Source organism: Ereboglobus sp. PH5-5, assembly GCF_029504805.1.
Taxonomy (GTDB): Bacteria; Verrucomicrobiota; Verrucomicrobiia; order Opitutales; family Opitutaceae; genus Ereboglobus.
In genome coordinates this window covers 1-16490 of the sequence record NZ_JAQFIT010000015.1, presented here as the reverse complement: position 1 = coordinate 16490, position 16490 = coordinate 1, and the positions used below count along the sequence as shown (strand labels likewise).

The following is a 16490-nucleotide window of genomic DNA, read 5'->3' as shown; positions in this document are numbered from 1 at the left end:
CCTCAAGCCAGTCGGCGGCGGTCAATCCCGCGGGCCTTTTTCTTTTTAATGAACTCCGGCAAACTGCTTCGCTGGTATTGCTCCACCAGTCCGGGCGGCACCGCACCCGCGCGCACTGGGTTCAAGTGTATGAAATCAACCACGCGGCTCAATGCCGTCGCATTCTCCAGCAATATCGCCTTGTAACGGCCCTGAAACACATGGCCGTTTTGAGTCCGGAGGGTTGATGTGGGTGGAAATAAAAATTTTTGCCAGATATCAGTATCGATTTCCGCTCTGCTTGAATGAAGTCGCTCAAACATTGGTAATCGCCGAGACAGTCCCACCGATTGAGGGCAATTTATTCACGGCATGGCCCAACTGATGAACTCGTGTTAATAGTTATACGCAATCTCCCCCGTGGGTTTATACCCTATGCGGGTGCATACTGCCGTCACTTTGTCACCGTTTTTTATCGTCAGGGGGCCAGTGTAAAGTTTCCAATGCCCCCTCGTCAGCCCCTCGCCATTTATTTGGTAGGCGATGGATGCCCCCGGCGTGGGGCACTCTATGGTGAGCTTGCGTTTCGCGCGGGTAAAAATTGGGTCGGCAACCCTGGGTTGCTCGCCGCCGGGCCAGAGGTGTTCACGGAGTGCTGATTCCGGCTTGCCCGCGAAAGGATTATACGCGGCATCCATTTCCGCCAGTTTTTTACGCAGCCGAGCGACGTCTTTTGCATACCGGGGATCGTCTATGACATTGTTCATCTCGTGCGGATCCTGCTCAATGTCGTAGAATTCCTCGGTTGGGCGCGGCTTCGTGAACCACAGCGAAGGGAGTTTTTCCAATTTTCCTTCGTTGTATAATTCCATCATGTTTCGCAGGGTGGGAATATTGCGATGATAACTGATGTCGAGAAATTCGGACTGTTCCGGCATATAATTATGCAGCAGTCTGAAGCGGCGGTCTCGAACGGCGGTCTGGCAGTCCGTTTTCGCATCAAAACGGTCCCGGGCCCCGTAAATATAATCGCGCGCCGCCTCCTTGTATTTGCCCAAAAAGGCCTTCCCGTGCATATACTCGGGCGGCTTGATGCCGGCGAGCGACAGGATGGTGGCCGGAATGTCCACGAATGCGCGAAGATCATTGTCAACAGTCCCGGCAAAACGCCCGTCGGGGAACCTTATCATGAACGGGGCCAGCGTGCCGCTGTCGCGCAACGCGCGCTTTTGACGCGGCATCGGCCCGCCGTGATCGGAATACCAGATGATAATAGTGTTATCGAGAAGACCCGCTTCCCGGACTTCGTCTATATATTTTTGGACCATGCGGTCCATCGCGGCGATATTGCCGTAAACAACGGCCCAATCGCGGCGAGATATTTTATTGTTGGGATGATAGGGTGGCGGGGTGATGTCGTCCGGATTGACCACAAGCGGCTCCTTTGCCCGCTTCCATATCTGCGACTCATGGGTGACTGCGATGTTGAATATTGCGAAAAACGGCATTCCTTCGGGACGGTTTTTCCAGTGGGCTTTGCCGCTGCTTTGGTCCCAGGCAGTTATGGGAGCGTTGAACTGGTAATCGGTTTTGCTGTTATTTGTGCAATAATATCCGGCGGCGCGGAGAAACTCCGTGTAGCATTTAACCCCGGCGACCGGGACGGCTTCGTAAGGTTTCACGCGAGCGTCGTTATCCGGGCTGGCCGACGAGGTCCTCATATTGTTTGCGCCGAATGAGGTGGGATAAAGTCCGGTTATCAGCGACGCCCTTGAAGGGGCGCTCACCCCAACCGAGGAAAACATGCGCGTATAACGCCGTGCTTGCGTTGCGAATCTGTCGAGATTTGGCGTGACTGCAACCGTGTCCCCATAGCAACCCAGATACGGGCCTATGTCCTCGCATACAATGCAAAGTATGTTGGGCTGTTGCCGGGGCGTGCTCGCGATGCCCGGCGTGGGCAGGGTAGTCAAGAACGCCGCCGAGGCCCAAAGGGCGGATTTTTTCAATTTTACGTTCGCATGCATGTTTTGCCCGTGTGTTTTCATGGTTCGTTTGGAGTTTGCTTGCGTGTTTTCGATGGCAGATCTCGCAGCGCCTCGGCTATTGCGGCGGCGACCACCCTCGCGATTTCCTTGCCGCCCTCCGCCGTATAATGAACGTCGCGTGGTTTTCTGGAGTGCTTGCCGGCAAGGGTCATTGAAGGGGGCAGGTTGTGTTTTGTCATTATATCCATTCTTCCCGCATGCAACTTTGAGGATTTTTTGCCCTTCCCTTCGGAAAACAACAAACTTTCCACACGTCGCGGTTTTGCGCGGCGCGCAGCGGGCGGGGTTTTGACGGCGGCAGGGGCCATGCACTGAGAGATTGCCCCGTCCGCAGTCATTGACAAGTGCAACCTCGGGAGTGGCAAAACATAATCCGACTCTTTTTCGGCTCTCGATCACTGTTCCAACGGCCTCCCCCAACCGCGACAAACTCGTCGAAACTACGGCAGGAATGCGATTGCTCATGCTATGCGAAGTCCGTATCACATGCAAAATGCGCCCACCTGCCAACCATCGCAATTCAAAGCAAAGCCCTCCCGCAAACATCAAAAAGTGAGGAGCGGCTCCGTCTCAGCCCCATGCAATATGCAAGCATAATTAGAAAAAAACGGTTGGGAAAAAGGATTGATCGAAACCAAGTTGAACCCTGTGAGGCCATATTATAAAAATCCAAAAAATATCCAGACCTTTAGTTGTTATTTTCAATGCCCAATCAATCTCAATCCACTTCAAAAAACCAGCACGAGCCCTCGCCAAGTTGGCATGAAACAAACAGTCTGTTTCTCACGGGAATACATCGCGCGGATGGCGACAGATTTTATGTCCTTAATGCGGATAATAAAGAATTACTTTTACACACAGGAGAGCCAGAATTAACCTCGGCAAGCAATGCCTTGCGTCATGCAGGTGCAATACCTCTGACATTGACATCAAAATTCGGGAAAATGGCTGGATTTCAATACATCATAAATGACTCATTGATTCACCGCCCTATTTTGAAAATCTCCCGTGAGCCCGGAATAAAGGGAACCTGTCTCTTTCATCTTTTGGCGGAAAACCGTATTCTCAGGCTTGAACAATGTTTTACCATTGTGAGCGGTGACAAATGGCGGTTCACGGATGAAAACAGATCGCCCATCGCCGAGTTGAGGATAAAACGAAAAGGTTTCTTGGTGCTGTCAACAGCCAGCCTTTCTTATGATCTCATTGTTAATGGGGCAAAATTCGCATCATACAAACCATGTGTTTTGAAGGTTTGCAACGACCGCGAAAAAGTCCCCGGAAAATTGATCGAGTTTGTCGACACCCTGGAGCCTGGCAGCACCTTCCGGCTGCTTTTGCTGGGCGTGGCGATTGCCCTTGAAAGAATCATGCAGCGATAGCGATAGCCCGATCAGGACAAACAAAGACTCCGCCTCTTCGGGGGAAAAGGCGGAGCTTGAAAAAAGAAACTTTTACCCACGCTCAGGTGATCGAAGCTTCGTAGATGGATTCGACCGAGGCGGCGAGAGTCTTGTTGAATTCCTCGTCGCTTTGCCGGGCGCCGAGTCCCTCCGCAAGGGCGCGGGAGAAGCTGGCGATAAGCCCCTTGTTGAGTCGCAGCTTTTCGTTTGCCTCCTTTTGGCTGTAACCACCGGAGAGGGCGACAATGCGGACGACATGCGGGTCCTGCATCAGGTCGGCGAAGAAGTTGTCCTCACTGGGAATGGTAAACTTAAACATGACCTTGGTGCCGGCGGGAAGCGCGTTGAGCTGCTTGACGACGTTTTCTTTGAGAAGCCTTTCGCAAGCGGGCTTGTCGGGGCTGTGGATATCCACCTCGGGTTCAATGATGGGGACGAGTCCATGCGCGGCGATTTGCCCGGCGACTTCAAATTGCTGGGCGACCAACCCGGCGATGCCGGCCGGATTTGCCTCCTTGATGACGGAGCGCATCTTGGTGCCGAAGATGTGTTTCTCAACGGCGCGCTTAAGCAACTTGTCGAGCTCCGGCATGGGTTTCATGAGCTGCACGCCGTTGCTTAGCCCGGCCAGGCCCTTGTCGATCTTGAGAAAGGGAACGATTCGTTTTTTCTCCCAAAGGTAATCCGCGGTCGGCATGCCCTCGACCTGGCGGTCCATGGTTTGCTCAAAGAGGATCACGGCGAGGATGCGCTCGCCGGTAAAGGCGGGGCTGGTCATGATGCGCGTGCGCATTTCATGGACGAGGGCGAACATCTCCTCGTCATTGGAATAGGCGCTTTCGGGAACGCCATATTGGAGCAGTGCCTTGGGAGTGCTGCCGCCGCTTTGGTCCAGGGCCGCGATGAAGCCCTTGCCATTTTGCATTCGCAGAAGTTGTTCGTTGTTCATATTCAGTGCCTTTGATGGTGGTTGATAAAACTATTTCACTTCAAAGTATAATCATGATACGAAATGTTTCAAGCGGCCGGAGACGGTATTGTCTCACCTTTGGGGAATTCGGAAGGCGCCAATCCGGGATTTACCAATTTTTGATCAAAAATGTTATATTATAGGTGCGCAAATTCCAGCCATGCCATGAAGCCGCTTCGAACAGAGCGTCTGCTAACACCCGCGCCGCACAGCGCTCTCTAAAATAGAGCGTTGCGATAATTACCCTGGCGGCTCACCTAGCACAATGCTCCGGCATGCTGGATTCTCAATGTGCGCGGCGTTCGACAACGCCCTCAAAACGCCTTTCTCAAGCAATCATAAAAGTTACAAAATATAACCTGATTTTTTCGGCTTTTTCGTCCAAAGCAAGCGGCCAGAGATTTGACCGAAGGACAAATTAACAAGCCTCGAATTGACCTGTTTCAGGTTCCTATCACCACGGAATATCTATCATTCATCTCTCCAAATCATCCCTTCCTACTATGGTTGAAAAGTTACACAAATTATATCTCCAGATACAATATATCGCAGAAGAGCGCTGCCGTTTTCAAATTCTTCGTGATGGATTGGAATATTGTAATTCCTTTTGTAGTTTATTATTGAAACTTTACACGCCGAACTCATGATAAACGAAGCCCGCCCCGCAGGTAGGCGGGCAAGTATATTGCCAAGGGTAGTCTCGGCTGGTAGCACCATTCCCGTCCCCGATATAGCATAGCCGAAGCATGCGTAATAATAGAGGCAAAGTTTATTTTTCTCAAGCCATGCAGCGCTCCGGTCATCGATGATATTTCCCATTGGTATATTCAGTCGAAAAATCTTACCTTTTAACTCCGCCACCGTTAACGGTCCTGAGTCATCTTTTATCTTATGCTGACAACCAAATAAAAACAATGAAGCGCTTAAAATAAATATAACTTTAGTGACATTCATATTTTTCATTTATGAAAAGAGGAAGGTCGTTTTTTGCCATTCCGAAACAACAAATCTTCCATACGCCGTGGTTTTGCGCGGCGCGCGCAGCGGAGGGGGAATATTGATCGCTCACGTTCGTCGGGGTTTCTGTTTTGCGTGAAATATAATTTCTATTTTGCGTTTTCCTTCGCCTCGTCACCCTTCGGCGCCCCGCCGTTGCTGCTCGCCGCCGCCGCGCCGAGCAATATCCAGAAGACCACAGCGCCCATCGGCCCCTCAAGCACAACGCCGAAGCACGCGCTCGTGAAAATCGCCCACACGCAGCACCACGCGCCGGATTTCCACTGCGGCCCCGTCCACTCGCCCGTGTCGATCAGTCGCTCCCGGCTCCGGCGCGAATCCTCGCGCGACACTTTCCACGTGCGAAAAAGCATCGCCGTGCACAGAATCATAAACGCCCCCAGCCCCGCCACGCCGGTCCGCGCAAAAATACTCAGCAGCAGGTTGTGCGGACTGCGCGTCGTGAACTGGTCGCTCGAATCCGCGTAATACGCCCGCAGGAAACCCTCCGCCAAATCGTGACCGTAACCCAGCCCCGTCCACGGATTGGCCGCCACCGTTTCGTCAACAACCGTCTCCCACCAGATCGCGCGAAACCGGTTGTTGTCGCCCTTCGATTCCGCGCCCTCCGCCGACGAATAATCCCGAGCGCCCTGAAAATCCACAATCGACACCACTCGTTGCGAAATGCCGTGCAGCGGCGTCTTCTCCCACGGCCGCCCCGTGGTTTGCGCCCAGAACAAAATCGCGACCACCGCCACCGCGCCCGCCGAGACAAGCGCCGCCGCAAACCGCCACCGGCCGCCGATCAACATCACCGCAACGCCCGCGGCGAGCGCCAGCATCGCCGCGCGGTTTTCGGTCGCCAGCATCGCCGCGACCAGCCCCAGCGAAATCGCCACGGCCAGCCAGCGCCAGGGCGACTTGCCCCGCTCGAACACAATAAACCACACCAGCGCGCCGACGCTCATGAACGTGCCCGCCAGGTCGCCCTTGAAATAAATTAACGGCAGGCCGCGCACCGTCAGCGTGCCCAGGAAAAAATCCGGCCACAACGAAAACGCCCCGTAAAGCAACGGCAGCATCGCCGTGCCCGCCAGCAAGCAGCGCCTCGCCCAGCGCCTGCCCGCGTCCGAGGCAAACGCCTCCTGCGCCACAAAGAAAAACAGCGCGTAATACACCATCGCATAATCGCGCAACGCCATCGCCCCGTATGTGCGCGCATCCAGCGGCAGCCGCACCGTGCTCACCGCGATCCAGAAAATCAACGCCCAGTTCAGAAAATCATTCCGCCACGGCAGCTTTTTTTCCCGCGCGCAACGCCAGAGCAGCACCGTCAATGTGGCCGCAATCCCCAGCTCCGCCGGAAACAACGGCAGGCTCCCGGAAATCGAAAGCTGCGCGAACCCGCGGTTCCCGAGCACGTAACCCGCGATAAGCAAACCGAGCACAAGCGGGTTGAACCGGACCGGCGACACATGCGCGACAATCACGCAAAGGAGAATCCCCCCGACCATGATCGGCAGTGTCATCGTTTCGCTCGCGATGCGCAGCCCCGCCCACACCGCCACGACAAGCGCGATGAGCACGATAACCAAGTCTTTGCCGGATAGTTTCACGAAGTGCCGGATGCTGAACACCTCGCGCACAACGTGCAAGTGTTCGCACCATAAAAAGGCGGGAAAGGCGCCGCGCCGGGCTTCCCCTCGGCGCGCGAGTGCATCTGGTTTGGGAGGCTTCCAAAAATGTGAATGTTTGGAGCCGCAAAAACGACGTCCAATGGATCAAGAGCACTGTAAAAAGGAGATCGTTTCATTGGCGGCGCCGGTTGCCGCCCCGGGGCCATTTGTGATGACACGCGGGCCGCCCTCTTGATCCTCACGCGTCCCATCGCCCGTAGATTCCGCACGGCAGCACCTTGCCATCGCGCTGGATGGGCAGGCCGACTTCGCCGCCGGTGATTGTGCCGCGGGCGGCGTGCATCAATTCGCCGAGCAAGTTGACAACCACGGTTGGCGAAAGGCGCGCGGTGTAGGCGTTGATCAGGAAAAACAGCGGCTGATCGCTCAGCACTTCGCGACATTCCCTCAGCAGCTCCCACAAGTGATCCTCGAGCTTCCACATCTCGCCGCCGCTGCCGCGTCCGTAGGTGGGCGGGTCCATGATGATCGCATCGTAACGGCGTCCGCGCTTGATCTCGCGACGCACGAATTTCATGCAGTCGTCGGTGATGTAGCGGATGGGCGCGTTTTCGAGGCCGGAGAGCGCGGCGTTTTCGCGGCACCACTTCACCATGCCCTCGGCGGCGTCGACATGGCAGACACTCGCGCCCGCCGCCGCCGCCGCGCAGGTGGCCGCGCCCGTGTAACCAAAGAGATTCAGCACGGACACTTCGCGCCCGGCGGCTTTTGCGTCGCGGATTTTTTTTGAAAACCAGTCCCAATTCACCGCCTGCTCGGGAAACAGCCCCGTGTGCTTGAACGAGGTCGGCCGTATTTTGAAGACGAGCTGCCCGTATCCAATTTTCCAATACTCGGGGAGCGGCTTGCGAAACTCCCAGCGCCCGCCGCCCGTGGCGTGGCGGTGATAATAACCGTCCCAGTTTTTCCAGTCCGCGGGGCCGGCCCCGCCGCCGTCGCGCCGCGGCCAGATGATCTGCGGGTCGGGGCGCACAAGCGTGTATTCGCCCCAGCGCTCCTGCTTCATGCCCGCGCCGCAATCGAGCAACTGGTAGTCGCGCCAGCCGTCGGCGACGACGAGCGCGGAGCGCGCGGATTGAGGCGCGGCGGGATTTTGCTGTTTGGACGCGGACATTGGAATAATGCCGCGAGCGAAACGCGATCAGCCGGCGATGTCGAGTGCTAGACGGTGTTTTTGCACAAATGCGTTTGCCAAAATCCCCGCCGGGCATTTCGTGAGCTTTTTGCATCCATCCATGACACACATTCAAACCATCAAGAAAGCGGCCGCCATTCTCTCCGCGGCGCTGCTGGCAACGGGCTCGTTGTTCGCAGATGTTATCGAAACCAAAAACGGATCCCGGCTCACGGGCAGGGTCACGAAAGTCGACTCGTCCACCGTGGTCATCAACACCGACTTCGCCGGCGATATCAAGGTCAAGCAAAGCGAGATCACCTCGGTCACCACCGACGCGCCGATCAATGTGCGCCTCGCCGACGGCAGGGTGATCACCGGCTCCATCAGCGGCTCACCCGCGGGCGCCGTCGTGCGCACCAGCGCGGGCAGTCCGGTCACGGCAAACCTCGCCCAAGTCAAGGAATCCTGGGCCATCGACGCCAAGGACCCCGAAGTCGCCAGAAACGAACGCCATTGGAGCTTCGAGGCCGGCATGGACGTGACGGGCAAAACCGGCACGAAGGAGCAAATCGGCACGAGCTTTTCCTTCCGCGCCACGCTCAAGTCGAGTTTCGACATTCTCCAACTCTACACCGGCTACGACCGCCAGGTCAGCGATCACGAAAAATCAGCCGACCTCTTCCGCGCCGGCGCCGATTACCAGAACAACTTTTCGGGGCGCTTCTCCTGGTATGCGCGCGACGAGGCCGGGTTTGACCGCGTGAAGGAAATCAAACTCTACAACACCGCCGCGGCCGGCTTGGGCTACGACATCATCAAAAACAAAGTCGACACGCTCACGTTCCGCGCCGGTCTTTCGCACCGCTACGAGAAATACGACGACCCGGGCCCCGGCCTGACGGCAATTCCGAACCTGAGCGAACTCGGCCTCGACCTCGGCCTGATCAACCAGCTCACGATGAAAACCTGGTCGATGACAAACCGCGTTTCCTACACTCCCACCTTTGATGATTTCGGCGTGTATCGCATTTACCACGAGTCATTCATCGAGCTCCCCATGGCCAGCCCGCGCTGGAAATTCCGCGTCGGTATTTCCAACGATTACAACAGCCATCCGAACCCCGGGGTCGAACGCCTCGACACCACGTATTTCGCGCGTCTGCTCCTGACGTGGAAATAATAAATCCGGGGAACGCCGCGCCCCGGCCCGGCGTTCCCGAAGGGTTTCCGCTTTCCGCCGCTTACGTCCCGTAAAGCCGGTCGCCAAAATCCCCCAGCCCCGGCAGGATGTATTTTCTGTCATTGAGCGCGCGATCAAGCGCGCAGGTGTAAATCGGCACGTCGGGATGCGCGTCCTTGACGGCCTTCACGCCCTCGGGCGCGGCGACCACGTTAAGCATGCATATTTCCCCGCCGCCTTTTTGTTTCACCACGTCGATTGCCTGCACGGCCGAGCCGCCCGTCGCCAGCATCGGGTCAACAACCATCACGCGCGTGCCCGCCAGCGGCGGCATCTTGCAGTAGTAGTTTCGCGCCATGGCCGTCTCGTGATCGCGCTCCAGCCCGATGTAGCCGACACTCACATCGGGAAACATCGCCACGATTGGCTCCACCATGCCAAGCCCCGCGCGCAAGATTGGCACGACCACGAGCGGCCGCGCCAGCTCGTGCCCGATGCACGCCTCAAGCGGCGTGTTGACGGCCACCTCGCGCATGGCAAGGTCGCGCGTCGCCTCGAGCGCGAGCAACATCGACAGATGATGGCAGAGCGAGCGAAACTCAGCCGGCTTGGTGGTCTTTTCGCGAAGACGCGCAATCACATGCAACGCCAGGGGATGTTTGATGAGGTGCGGCATGGCGTGAATGGAAAACCACCGGCGCGAAAAAAGGAAAACAAAAGCGGCGCGTTTTATCTGAAAGGTTCGTGAAAATTTTCTCTATTTTCCCAAAACCGTCCGCGCCGCGCATTCCAGCGCCGGGTCCTCGCCGGCGCGCAGGCTCTCCACGGTTGGCAGCGGCGCGTTGATGTCGGCGGGCACTCCGCGCCCCTCAAGCAACACGCCCGCCGCGGTTTTGTAATTGCTCAAGGGCAGTTGCAGCCTGCCGCCGCCGGGCAGGGAAAAATCGACGCTCATCAAAACCGCGCCCGCCGTGCGCCCCGTCGATGTGCTGCCGACAATCACGCCGCGCTTGTTGTCCTGAATCGCCGCCGAAAACACCTCCGCGCCGCTTCCGCTCATCCGCGCCACGAGCACCGCAAGCGGTCCCGTGTAGTGCGCGCCCCGGCGGCTGACACTGGCCTCGACGGCGGAAGCTCTGCCGCGCCTGTCCAGAAACACGCCCGCCTTGACCGGCTTCGTGAAAAACTCCCCCAGCACACGGCGGCACGCGCCCACCTCGCCGCCGCCGTTTAGCCGCAGGTCGAGCACCACGCCGCGCGCGGAACCCGCATGCGTTTTTAATTGCTCGCGCACCCAGGCGGCGGAGTCCCCGCTGAAACGGTCGAAGCGCAAATAGAGCACGCCGTCGGGTCGCATCTCGGCAAAATTGCGCGAGCCCAGTCCGCGCACCGCGCGCAGCGTGAAAGTCACCGTGCGCAGCGTGTTGTTCTCGTCGAGAAATTGCTGGCGCGCCACCTCGCCCTCATGCGCCGGCACGTCGGTGTTGTCGCGCAGCAGCACGCCGACCTGCAGCCAGCCGCGTTTCACGCCGGCCTCGGACGCCGGACTGTCGGGCGTGACTTCATACACGACGGGTGTGTCGAGGCCGGGCAGCCGCACCGAAATATATCCGATGAGCGAAACCGCGTCGGCGCGCATTTTCTTTTGCGCGCGCACGATTTCAGGCGCGATGGCGGTCGCATGGCTGGAGCCGAGCTCCTTGAGCATTTCGTTGAGCGCGTTATAAAGCTCCTCGTTGTTTTTGGCGGCGCCGGCTTTTGCCCGGTGTTTCGCCTGAAGCGCGGGCCAGTCGCGCCCGCCGAAAGTTTCGTCGTAAAAATAAATCCCCGTCAATTTGCACGCATGGTCGAAAACGATGCGGTTGTAATCGGCGCGCGGTGTTTTATCCGAGGCGCGCGGAGTGACGCGCGGCATAAACCACGCGCGGTCCGGCGTGCTCGCGCAGCCGGAAAACAGCAGCGCGAATGCCACCGCAAGAAACAGCCACGCGCACCGGCCTTTCGCAGCGCGTGTTTTCAACCAGTCCGTTGTCCTTAAAACCAGCACGTTGCGAGCAGACTGGAAAACCCCGCCGCAAAAGCAACACGCCGCTTGAGAAAGGACGCCGGGACGAAAGTTTTTGCTCAAGACTTTCGTTTTTCCTCAATGACCCGCAACTCCCTGGCGGCGAGCAAGTCTTTGTCGCGCCCGAGCGCCTCTTTTGAGGCAATCAAATCGGCAAGCCCCATGATGCGGTATTCGCAGCCGTCAATTTCCACCACCTCCGCCGCCCGCCTGAGTCGCTCAAAATCACCCACGCCTATCACCGACGAAAGAATATCCACCACGCCTTTGTCAGTTTCCAAATAAAGGTTTTTCACATCCTCGCCGGCACTTGGATGCGTGAGAAACGAAAGTCGGGCCGGCGTCATGCGGTGCCTTGGATTCCATCCGGACAGGGCTGCGCGAATTCTTTCCACGTTTTCCCGTGTAAGCGCGGCACAAAGATCAACATCTCGCGTAAGCGTTGAAGCCCCGTAAGCCACGGCGGCAAACCCGCCTATGATGACAAAGTCGACGCCCTCATCATTGAGACGCTTCAAGAGGATGCTTAGGTCTTCCATGACGTGCCTTCATGGCGCGTTCCAGTTTCGCCGCCAAGCGCAAAGCCTCGTTATGCCGGCGCACGCGTTCAGAAACGCTCAGGCGAAGATTGGTGTCGAGTAAATCCAGATCGACTCCCGCCTTGCGGGCCTCATCGAAAATTCGCTCTCTCTTCAGCCGTTCATTCATGCGCCAAAGTTTCCGGAGTCCGATGCCCGAGGCAATGATGAAAGACCCCGCGCGGCCCTCCTGTTTTAAAAACATTGTCCGTCAACCAATGCGCTGGCTTGACCCGTTGCGGAACAAGCCGTTTGCTACTAACTCAATATGCACGACGTCCCTCGCCCTATTGATCCATCAGTAAAATATAAACGCATTGTCCTCAAATTGAGCGGGGAAGTTCTCCGCAGCGGCAAAACCGGAGATCCGTTTGACCGCGCCATTCTCGACAAGGTCTGCGAACAAGTTAAGGAAATCTACGACCTTGGTGTGCAAATCTGCCTCGTCATCGGCGGAGGTAATATTTTCCGCGGCCTTCAGGGCGAAAAGCGCGGCGTTGACCGCACCACCGGCGACTACATGGGCATGCTCGCCACCGTCATCAACTCGCTCGCGCTCATGGACAGCCTCGAAAAGGCCGGCGTCAACACGCGCGTGCAAAGCGCGATCCCCATGGACCAAATCGCCGAGCCGTTCATCATGCGCCGCGCGATCCGCCATCTCGAAAAAGGCCGCGTCGTCATCTTCGCCGCCGGCACCGGCAACCCTTATTTCTCAACCGACACCACCGCCGCCCTCCGCGCATCCGAGATGCACGCCGACATCATCATGAAGGCCACCAAGGTTGACGGCATCTACGACAAGGACCCGAAAAAATACCCCGACGCCGTCAAATACGAGGAGCTCTCCTACATCGACGCGCTCAAGCAGCGCCTCAACGTCATGGACTCGACCGCGTTTTCCCTCTGCCTCGACAACAACGTGCCCATCCTCGTGTTCGACCTGAAAGCCGAGCACGCCATCCTCCGCGCCGTTCGCGGCGAAAAGGTCGGCACGCTTGTCCACGGCTGAAGAAATTTTCGATTCTCGATTTTTGATTGGGAGCTTCCGCTCCGTTTTGAATTTCCAACCCGCGCGGTAGCACGCAATCGTTTCGAGGCCGAAGGCCGACAGTCTGCCAAATCGAGAATCGAAAATCGAAAATTCCCCTCCCCTCTCTTCCCCAATGAAAACAAAACCTCCCCCCTTTCCCTCCCCCTTCCCCGCCGCGCTTCCGCCCCTCGCCATCCTTCTCGTTTTCCTCGCTTCCGCAGCGGGGCTTTTTGCCGGGCCAATCGCCGACACCGCCCGCCGGTTTGTTGAGGATGGCGCCACGGCGGGCGTTGTCTTTCTCGTCGCCGACGACACAAAAACGCTCGACTGCGAGGCCGTCGGATTTGCCGACATCGCCAGTGCCAAACCCATGCGCAACGACACTCTTTTCTGGATCGCCTCCATGACCAAGCCCATGACCGGCGCATGCATCATGATGCTTGTTGACGAGGGCAAGGTTTCCCTCGACGACCCGGTCTCAAAATACATTCCCGAATTTGACGCGCCCCAAAAAATCGTCCCAAAAAAAAGCGCCACCACGGTCAACGAGGAGGGAGTGAGGGTTACCGACAACGCCCCGCGGCAAACCGCGCCCAAAAACACCCTTCGCAAAACCCCGATCACCCTCCGCCACCTCCTCTGCCACACCTCCGGCCTGCCGAGGGTCGACCCGGATGAAACGCCTTACATCGACACCCGCCCGCTCGCGAAAGCCGTGCCCGCCTACGCCCGCCTCAACCTTCTCTTCGAGCCGGGCACCAGTTACAGCTACTCCAGCATCGGCATTGGAGTCCTTGGGCGCGTCGTCGAAGTCGCCAGCGGAATCCCCTACGAAACCTTTCTGCAGAAACGCCTCCTCGATCCGCTCGGCATGACCGACACCACCTTCTGGCCGACCAAGGCCCAGCTCGAACGCCTCGCCACCAGCTACCGCGGCAACCCCTCCAAAAAAACGCTCACCGCGGGAAAAATTGGCAACCGCCAGTATCCGCTCGACGACCGCGTTCGCCGCCATCCCACGCCCGGCGGCGGCCTGTTTTCCACCGCGCACGATGTCGCCCGCTTCGGCCAGCTCCTCCTCAACAAGGGCGTGTTCAACGGCAAGCGCCTCATCAGCGAAGCCTCCATCAACGAAATGACCCGCCGCCAGGCCGCGACCAAAAGCAGCGGCCTCACACTCAGCCTTGGCGAAGGCGGCCGGTTCGGGCACAGCGGCGCCCACGGCACCAACTTCGCCGTCTGGCCCAAGGAAAAACTCGTGACTGTTTTCATGGTCCAAAGAATCTCCAAGTGGGGAACCCCCGATGGCAAAAAACTGAGGCCCGCGCTTGAAAAACTCGCCCTCAAAACCCACTCCGCGCAGTGACGTTTTCCTGAATTAAAAATCCTTTGCATCCCCGCCGCCCTTCTGTGACAACCTAGAAAATCAACAATCCAAGCCATCACCATTGCTCCCCGTGTTGAGCAACATTCATAATCATCCATCATCATGTCCCACCCGATCCTCACCGATATGCAGGCTAAAATGAAAAAAGCCCTCGAGCACACCCTGCATGAATTCAGCCAAATCCACACCGGCAAAGCCTCGCCCACGATGGTCGAAACCGTGATGGTCGAGGCCTACGGCTCAACGATGCGCCTCAAGGAGTGCGCCGCGATTTCCACGCCCGACGCACGTATGATTTTGATCCAGCCCTGGGACAAGGGCATCACGCAATCCATCGTCAAGGGCATCCAAATCGCCAACCTCGGCTTCAACCCGCTTGTTGACGGCGCCAACGTCCGCGTGCCCCTTCCCGAGCTGAGCCGCGAACGCCGCCAGGAAATGGTCAAGCGCGCCAACGGCATGGCCGAGGAAGGACGCGTGCAAGTGCGCATTGTCCGCCGGGATGCGATGGACGCGCTCAAAAAAGCCGAGAAAGACGGCAATATTTCCGAGGATGAATTAAAGCGCTTCGAAAAAGAAGTGCAGACCGCCACCGACCAAACCATCAAGGACATCGGCGAGCACCTCGAAAATAAGGAAAAGGAACTCACGACGCTGTAAGACGGTCTGCCTGTTGGTAAAAAATCGTTAATCGGGAGCTGTTCCGGCTATAAAACTGGAATCCTCCCGGTTTCCGTTTTTCCTTTCCTGATTCCAACCGGCACATGCAATTTTTGCACAAACTCGTTTGTGACGCCGCACCGTCGCACGCTCATCCATCTCTCTCCAAATGACGCCCGCAGTCTCTCAGCAAACCGCGCCATCGGACTCGACACCCGCGCGCACGCACGCCGGGAAACAACCGCGGCCGATCTACCTGATCACGCACGAATTTTATCCCAAGCACGGGGGCATCGCCACGTTTGCCGAGGAAATCGCGCGCGCAGCAGCCGCCCTCGGACGCAAAGTCGAGGTTTGGGCGCAGGCCGCCGCGCCGACGGACGAAAAACAATGGCCGTTTGAGGTGCATCGCCTTCCCATCAAAGGCACGCTCAACCTCACTTGCCTCGCGAAATCAATGATGGTCATCGCCAAACGCCGGCGCGAACTGCGCAACGCCACCGTTTATATTCCCGAACCGGGCCCCATGCTCGCGCTGATGGTTTTGCAATTCAACAAAAGCATGCGCCCCAAGGAGCTCATCCTCACCTTTCACGGCTCGGAAATCCTGCGCATGCACGCCAACCCCGCGCACCGCTTGCTCATGCGCCGCCTCATCCGCCGTGCCACGCGCATCAGCACGCTCACCGAATTCACCCGCGACCTCCTCTGCAACCGCTTCCCCGAGGCAAAAGGCAAAACCATCATCACCCCCGGCGCCATCCGCAGCGACCTGCTCGCCAATATCGACAATCTGGCCACCTCCTCCCTGGACCGGGACGAGCTTCCCGTTGCCGCGCCCGGCAAGAACGTCGTGCTCACCGTCGGCCGCATCCACCCGCGCAAAGGCCAGGTCCGCACCCTCCGCGCCCTCAAAAACCTTCCCCTCGCCCGGCGCGAGACCACCGAATACTGGATTGTCGGAAAGATAAACGGCTCGTCCTACGAAAAAATCCTCGTGCGCGAAGCCGAAACCGCCGCCGGCCTCGGCCTCACCGTGCGCTTCCTCGGCGGACTTCCCGACAACAAACTGGGCGACGTTTATTCACGCGCCGATATTTTTGCGATGACCAGCATCAACTACCGCCAAAGCGTCGAGGGCTTCGGCCTCGTCTACCTCGAGGCCTCGGCGCACGGCCTGCCCGTCGTCGCCCACAAAGTCGGCGGCGTGCAGGAGGCCGTCATCGACGGCGAAACCGGCCTCCTCGTTGATCCCGAGCCCAACCTCGACGCCCCGGCACCCGCGCTCACCGCCGCCTTTGAAAAACTCCTCGCCGATGAACCGCTCCGTCGGCGAATGGGCGAGGCCGGACGCCGCCACGCCCGGAACAACAA

The 16490-nt window shown here is 58.0% G+C and carries 16 protein-coding genes; 6 read left to right on the top strand and 10 right to left on the bottom strand.

Going from position 1 to position 16490, the window contains the following annotated elements; genetic code table 11:
* Positions 1-2 precede the first annotated feature (2 nt).
* Positions 3-302 (bottom strand): hypothetical protein, encoded by a 300-nt coding sequence (locus tag M2103_RS10605; RefSeq protein ID WP_152032696.1) that lies wholly within the window; start codon positions 300-302, stop codon positions 3-5.
* A 72-nt stretch (positions 303-374) separates the two neighbouring features.
* Positions 375-2492 (bottom strand): sulfatase-like hydrolase/transferase, encoded by a 2118-nt coding sequence (locus M2103_RS10600; protein ID WP_277510472.1) that lies wholly within the window; start codon positions 2490-2492, stop codon positions 375-377.
* 239 nt (positions 2493-2731) lie between these two features.
* Between M2103_RS10600 and M2103_RS10595 the strand changes: the two genes are divergently transcribed.
* A complete protein-coding gene (locus tag M2103_RS10595; protein WP_277510471.1) occupies positions 2732-3409 on the top strand; it encodes a hypothetical protein in 678 nt (225 codons plus the stop codon).
* 82 nt (positions 3410-3491) lie between these two features.
* On the opposite strand, the gene M2103_RS10590 is transcribed toward M2103_RS10595, so the two are convergent.
* From M2103_RS10590 to M2103_RS10575, 4 genes are all read right to left on the bottom strand, one after another.
* The gene (locus tag M2103_RS10590; protein ID WP_277510470.1) at positions 3492-4379 is read right to left on the bottom strand and encodes a fructose bisphosphate aldolase; all 888 of its coding nucleotides are present in this window, start codon (positions 4377-4379) and stop codon (positions 3492-3494) included.
* 522 nt (positions 4380-4901) lie between these two features.
* A complete protein-coding gene (locus M2103_RS10585) occupies positions 4902-5363 on the bottom strand; it encodes a hypothetical protein (RefSeq protein ID WP_277510468.1) in 462 nt (153 codons plus the stop codon).
* Positions 5364-5506: 143 nt separating this feature from the next.
* On the bottom strand, positions 5507-7015 hold the full coding sequence (locus M2103_RS10580; protein WP_277510467.1) for an O-antigen ligase family protein: 1509 nt from the start codon (positions 7013-7015) through the stop codon (positions 5507-5509).
* Positions 7016-7274: 259 nt separating this feature from the next.
* A complete protein-coding gene (locus M2103_RS10575; protein ID WP_277510466.1) occupies positions 7275-8210 on the bottom strand; it encodes a class I SAM-dependent methyltransferase in 936 nt (311 codons plus the stop codon).
* A gap of 121 nt (positions 8211-8331) precedes the next feature.
* On the opposite strand from M2103_RS10575, the gene M2103_RS10570 reads away from it, so the two are divergent.
* Positions 8332-9393 carry a DUF481 domain-containing protein gene (locus tag M2103_RS10570; protein ID WP_277510464.1) on the top strand — a complete coding sequence of 354 codons (1062 nt, stop codon included), beginning with the start codon at positions 8332-8334 and terminating at the stop codon, positions 9391-9393.
* 61 nt (positions 9394-9454) lie between these two features.
* Here the strand turns inward: M2103_RS10570 and upp are convergent, their stop codons facing one another.
* The 4 genes from upp to M2103_RS10550 all read right to left on the bottom strand — a co-directional run bounded on the left by upp (position 9455) and on the right by M2103_RS10550 (position 12166).
* Positions 9455-10069, bottom strand: a complete 615-nt coding sequence (upp, locus tag M2103_RS10565) for a uracil phosphoribosyltransferase (protein ID WP_277510462.1) — start codon at positions 10067-10069, stop codon at positions 9455-9457.
* A gap of 81 nt (positions 10070-10150) precedes the next feature.
* A complete protein-coding gene (locus M2103_RS10560) occupies positions 10151-11413 on the bottom strand; it encodes a S41 family peptidase (protein WP_277510461.1) in 1263 nt (420 codons plus the stop codon).
* A 104-nt stretch (positions 11414-11517) separates the two neighbouring features.
* The gene (locus M2103_RS10555; RefSeq protein WP_277510459.1) at positions 11518-11976 is read right to left on the bottom strand and encodes a nucleotidyltransferase; all 459 of its coding nucleotides are present in this window, start codon (positions 11974-11976) and stop codon (positions 11518-11520) included.
* Positions 11960-12166 (bottom strand): hypothetical protein, encoded by a 207-nt coding sequence (locus M2103_RS10550; protein WP_108826433.1) that lies wholly within the window; start codon positions 12164-12166, stop codon positions 11960-11962. The genes M2103_RS10555 and M2103_RS10550 overlap by 17 nt, the downstream gene beginning before the upstream one ends.
* A gap of 138 nt (positions 12167-12304) precedes the next feature.
* Here M2103_RS10550 and pyrH point away from each other — a divergent pair, with 138 nt between their 5' ends.
* The 4 genes from pyrH to M2103_RS10530 form a co-directional block, all read left to right on the top strand.
* Positions 12305-13048, top strand: coding sequence for a UMP kinase (gene pyrH, locus M2103_RS10545; RefSeq protein ID WP_108824580.1), 744 nt, complete (start codon positions 12305-12307; stop codon positions 13046-13048).
* Between the two features lie 154 nt (positions 13049-13202).
* Complete coding sequence (locus M2103_RS10540; RefSeq protein WP_277510457.1) at positions 13203-14435, top strand: serine hydrolase domain-containing protein; 1233 nt, start codon at positions 13203-13205, stop codon at positions 14433-14435.
* Positions 14436-14558: 123 nt separating this feature from the next.
* Positions 14559-15116 (top strand): ribosome recycling factor, encoded by a 558-nt coding sequence (gene frr / locus M2103_RS10535; protein WP_277510456.1) that lies wholly within the window; start codon positions 14559-14561, stop codon positions 15114-15116.
* Positions 15117-15285: 169 nt separating this feature from the next.
* Positions 15286-16490, top strand: a 1205-nt coding sequence (locus M2103_RS10530) for a glycosyltransferase family 4 protein (RefSeq protein ID WP_277510455.1), incomplete at its 3' end; no start/stop codon positions are given.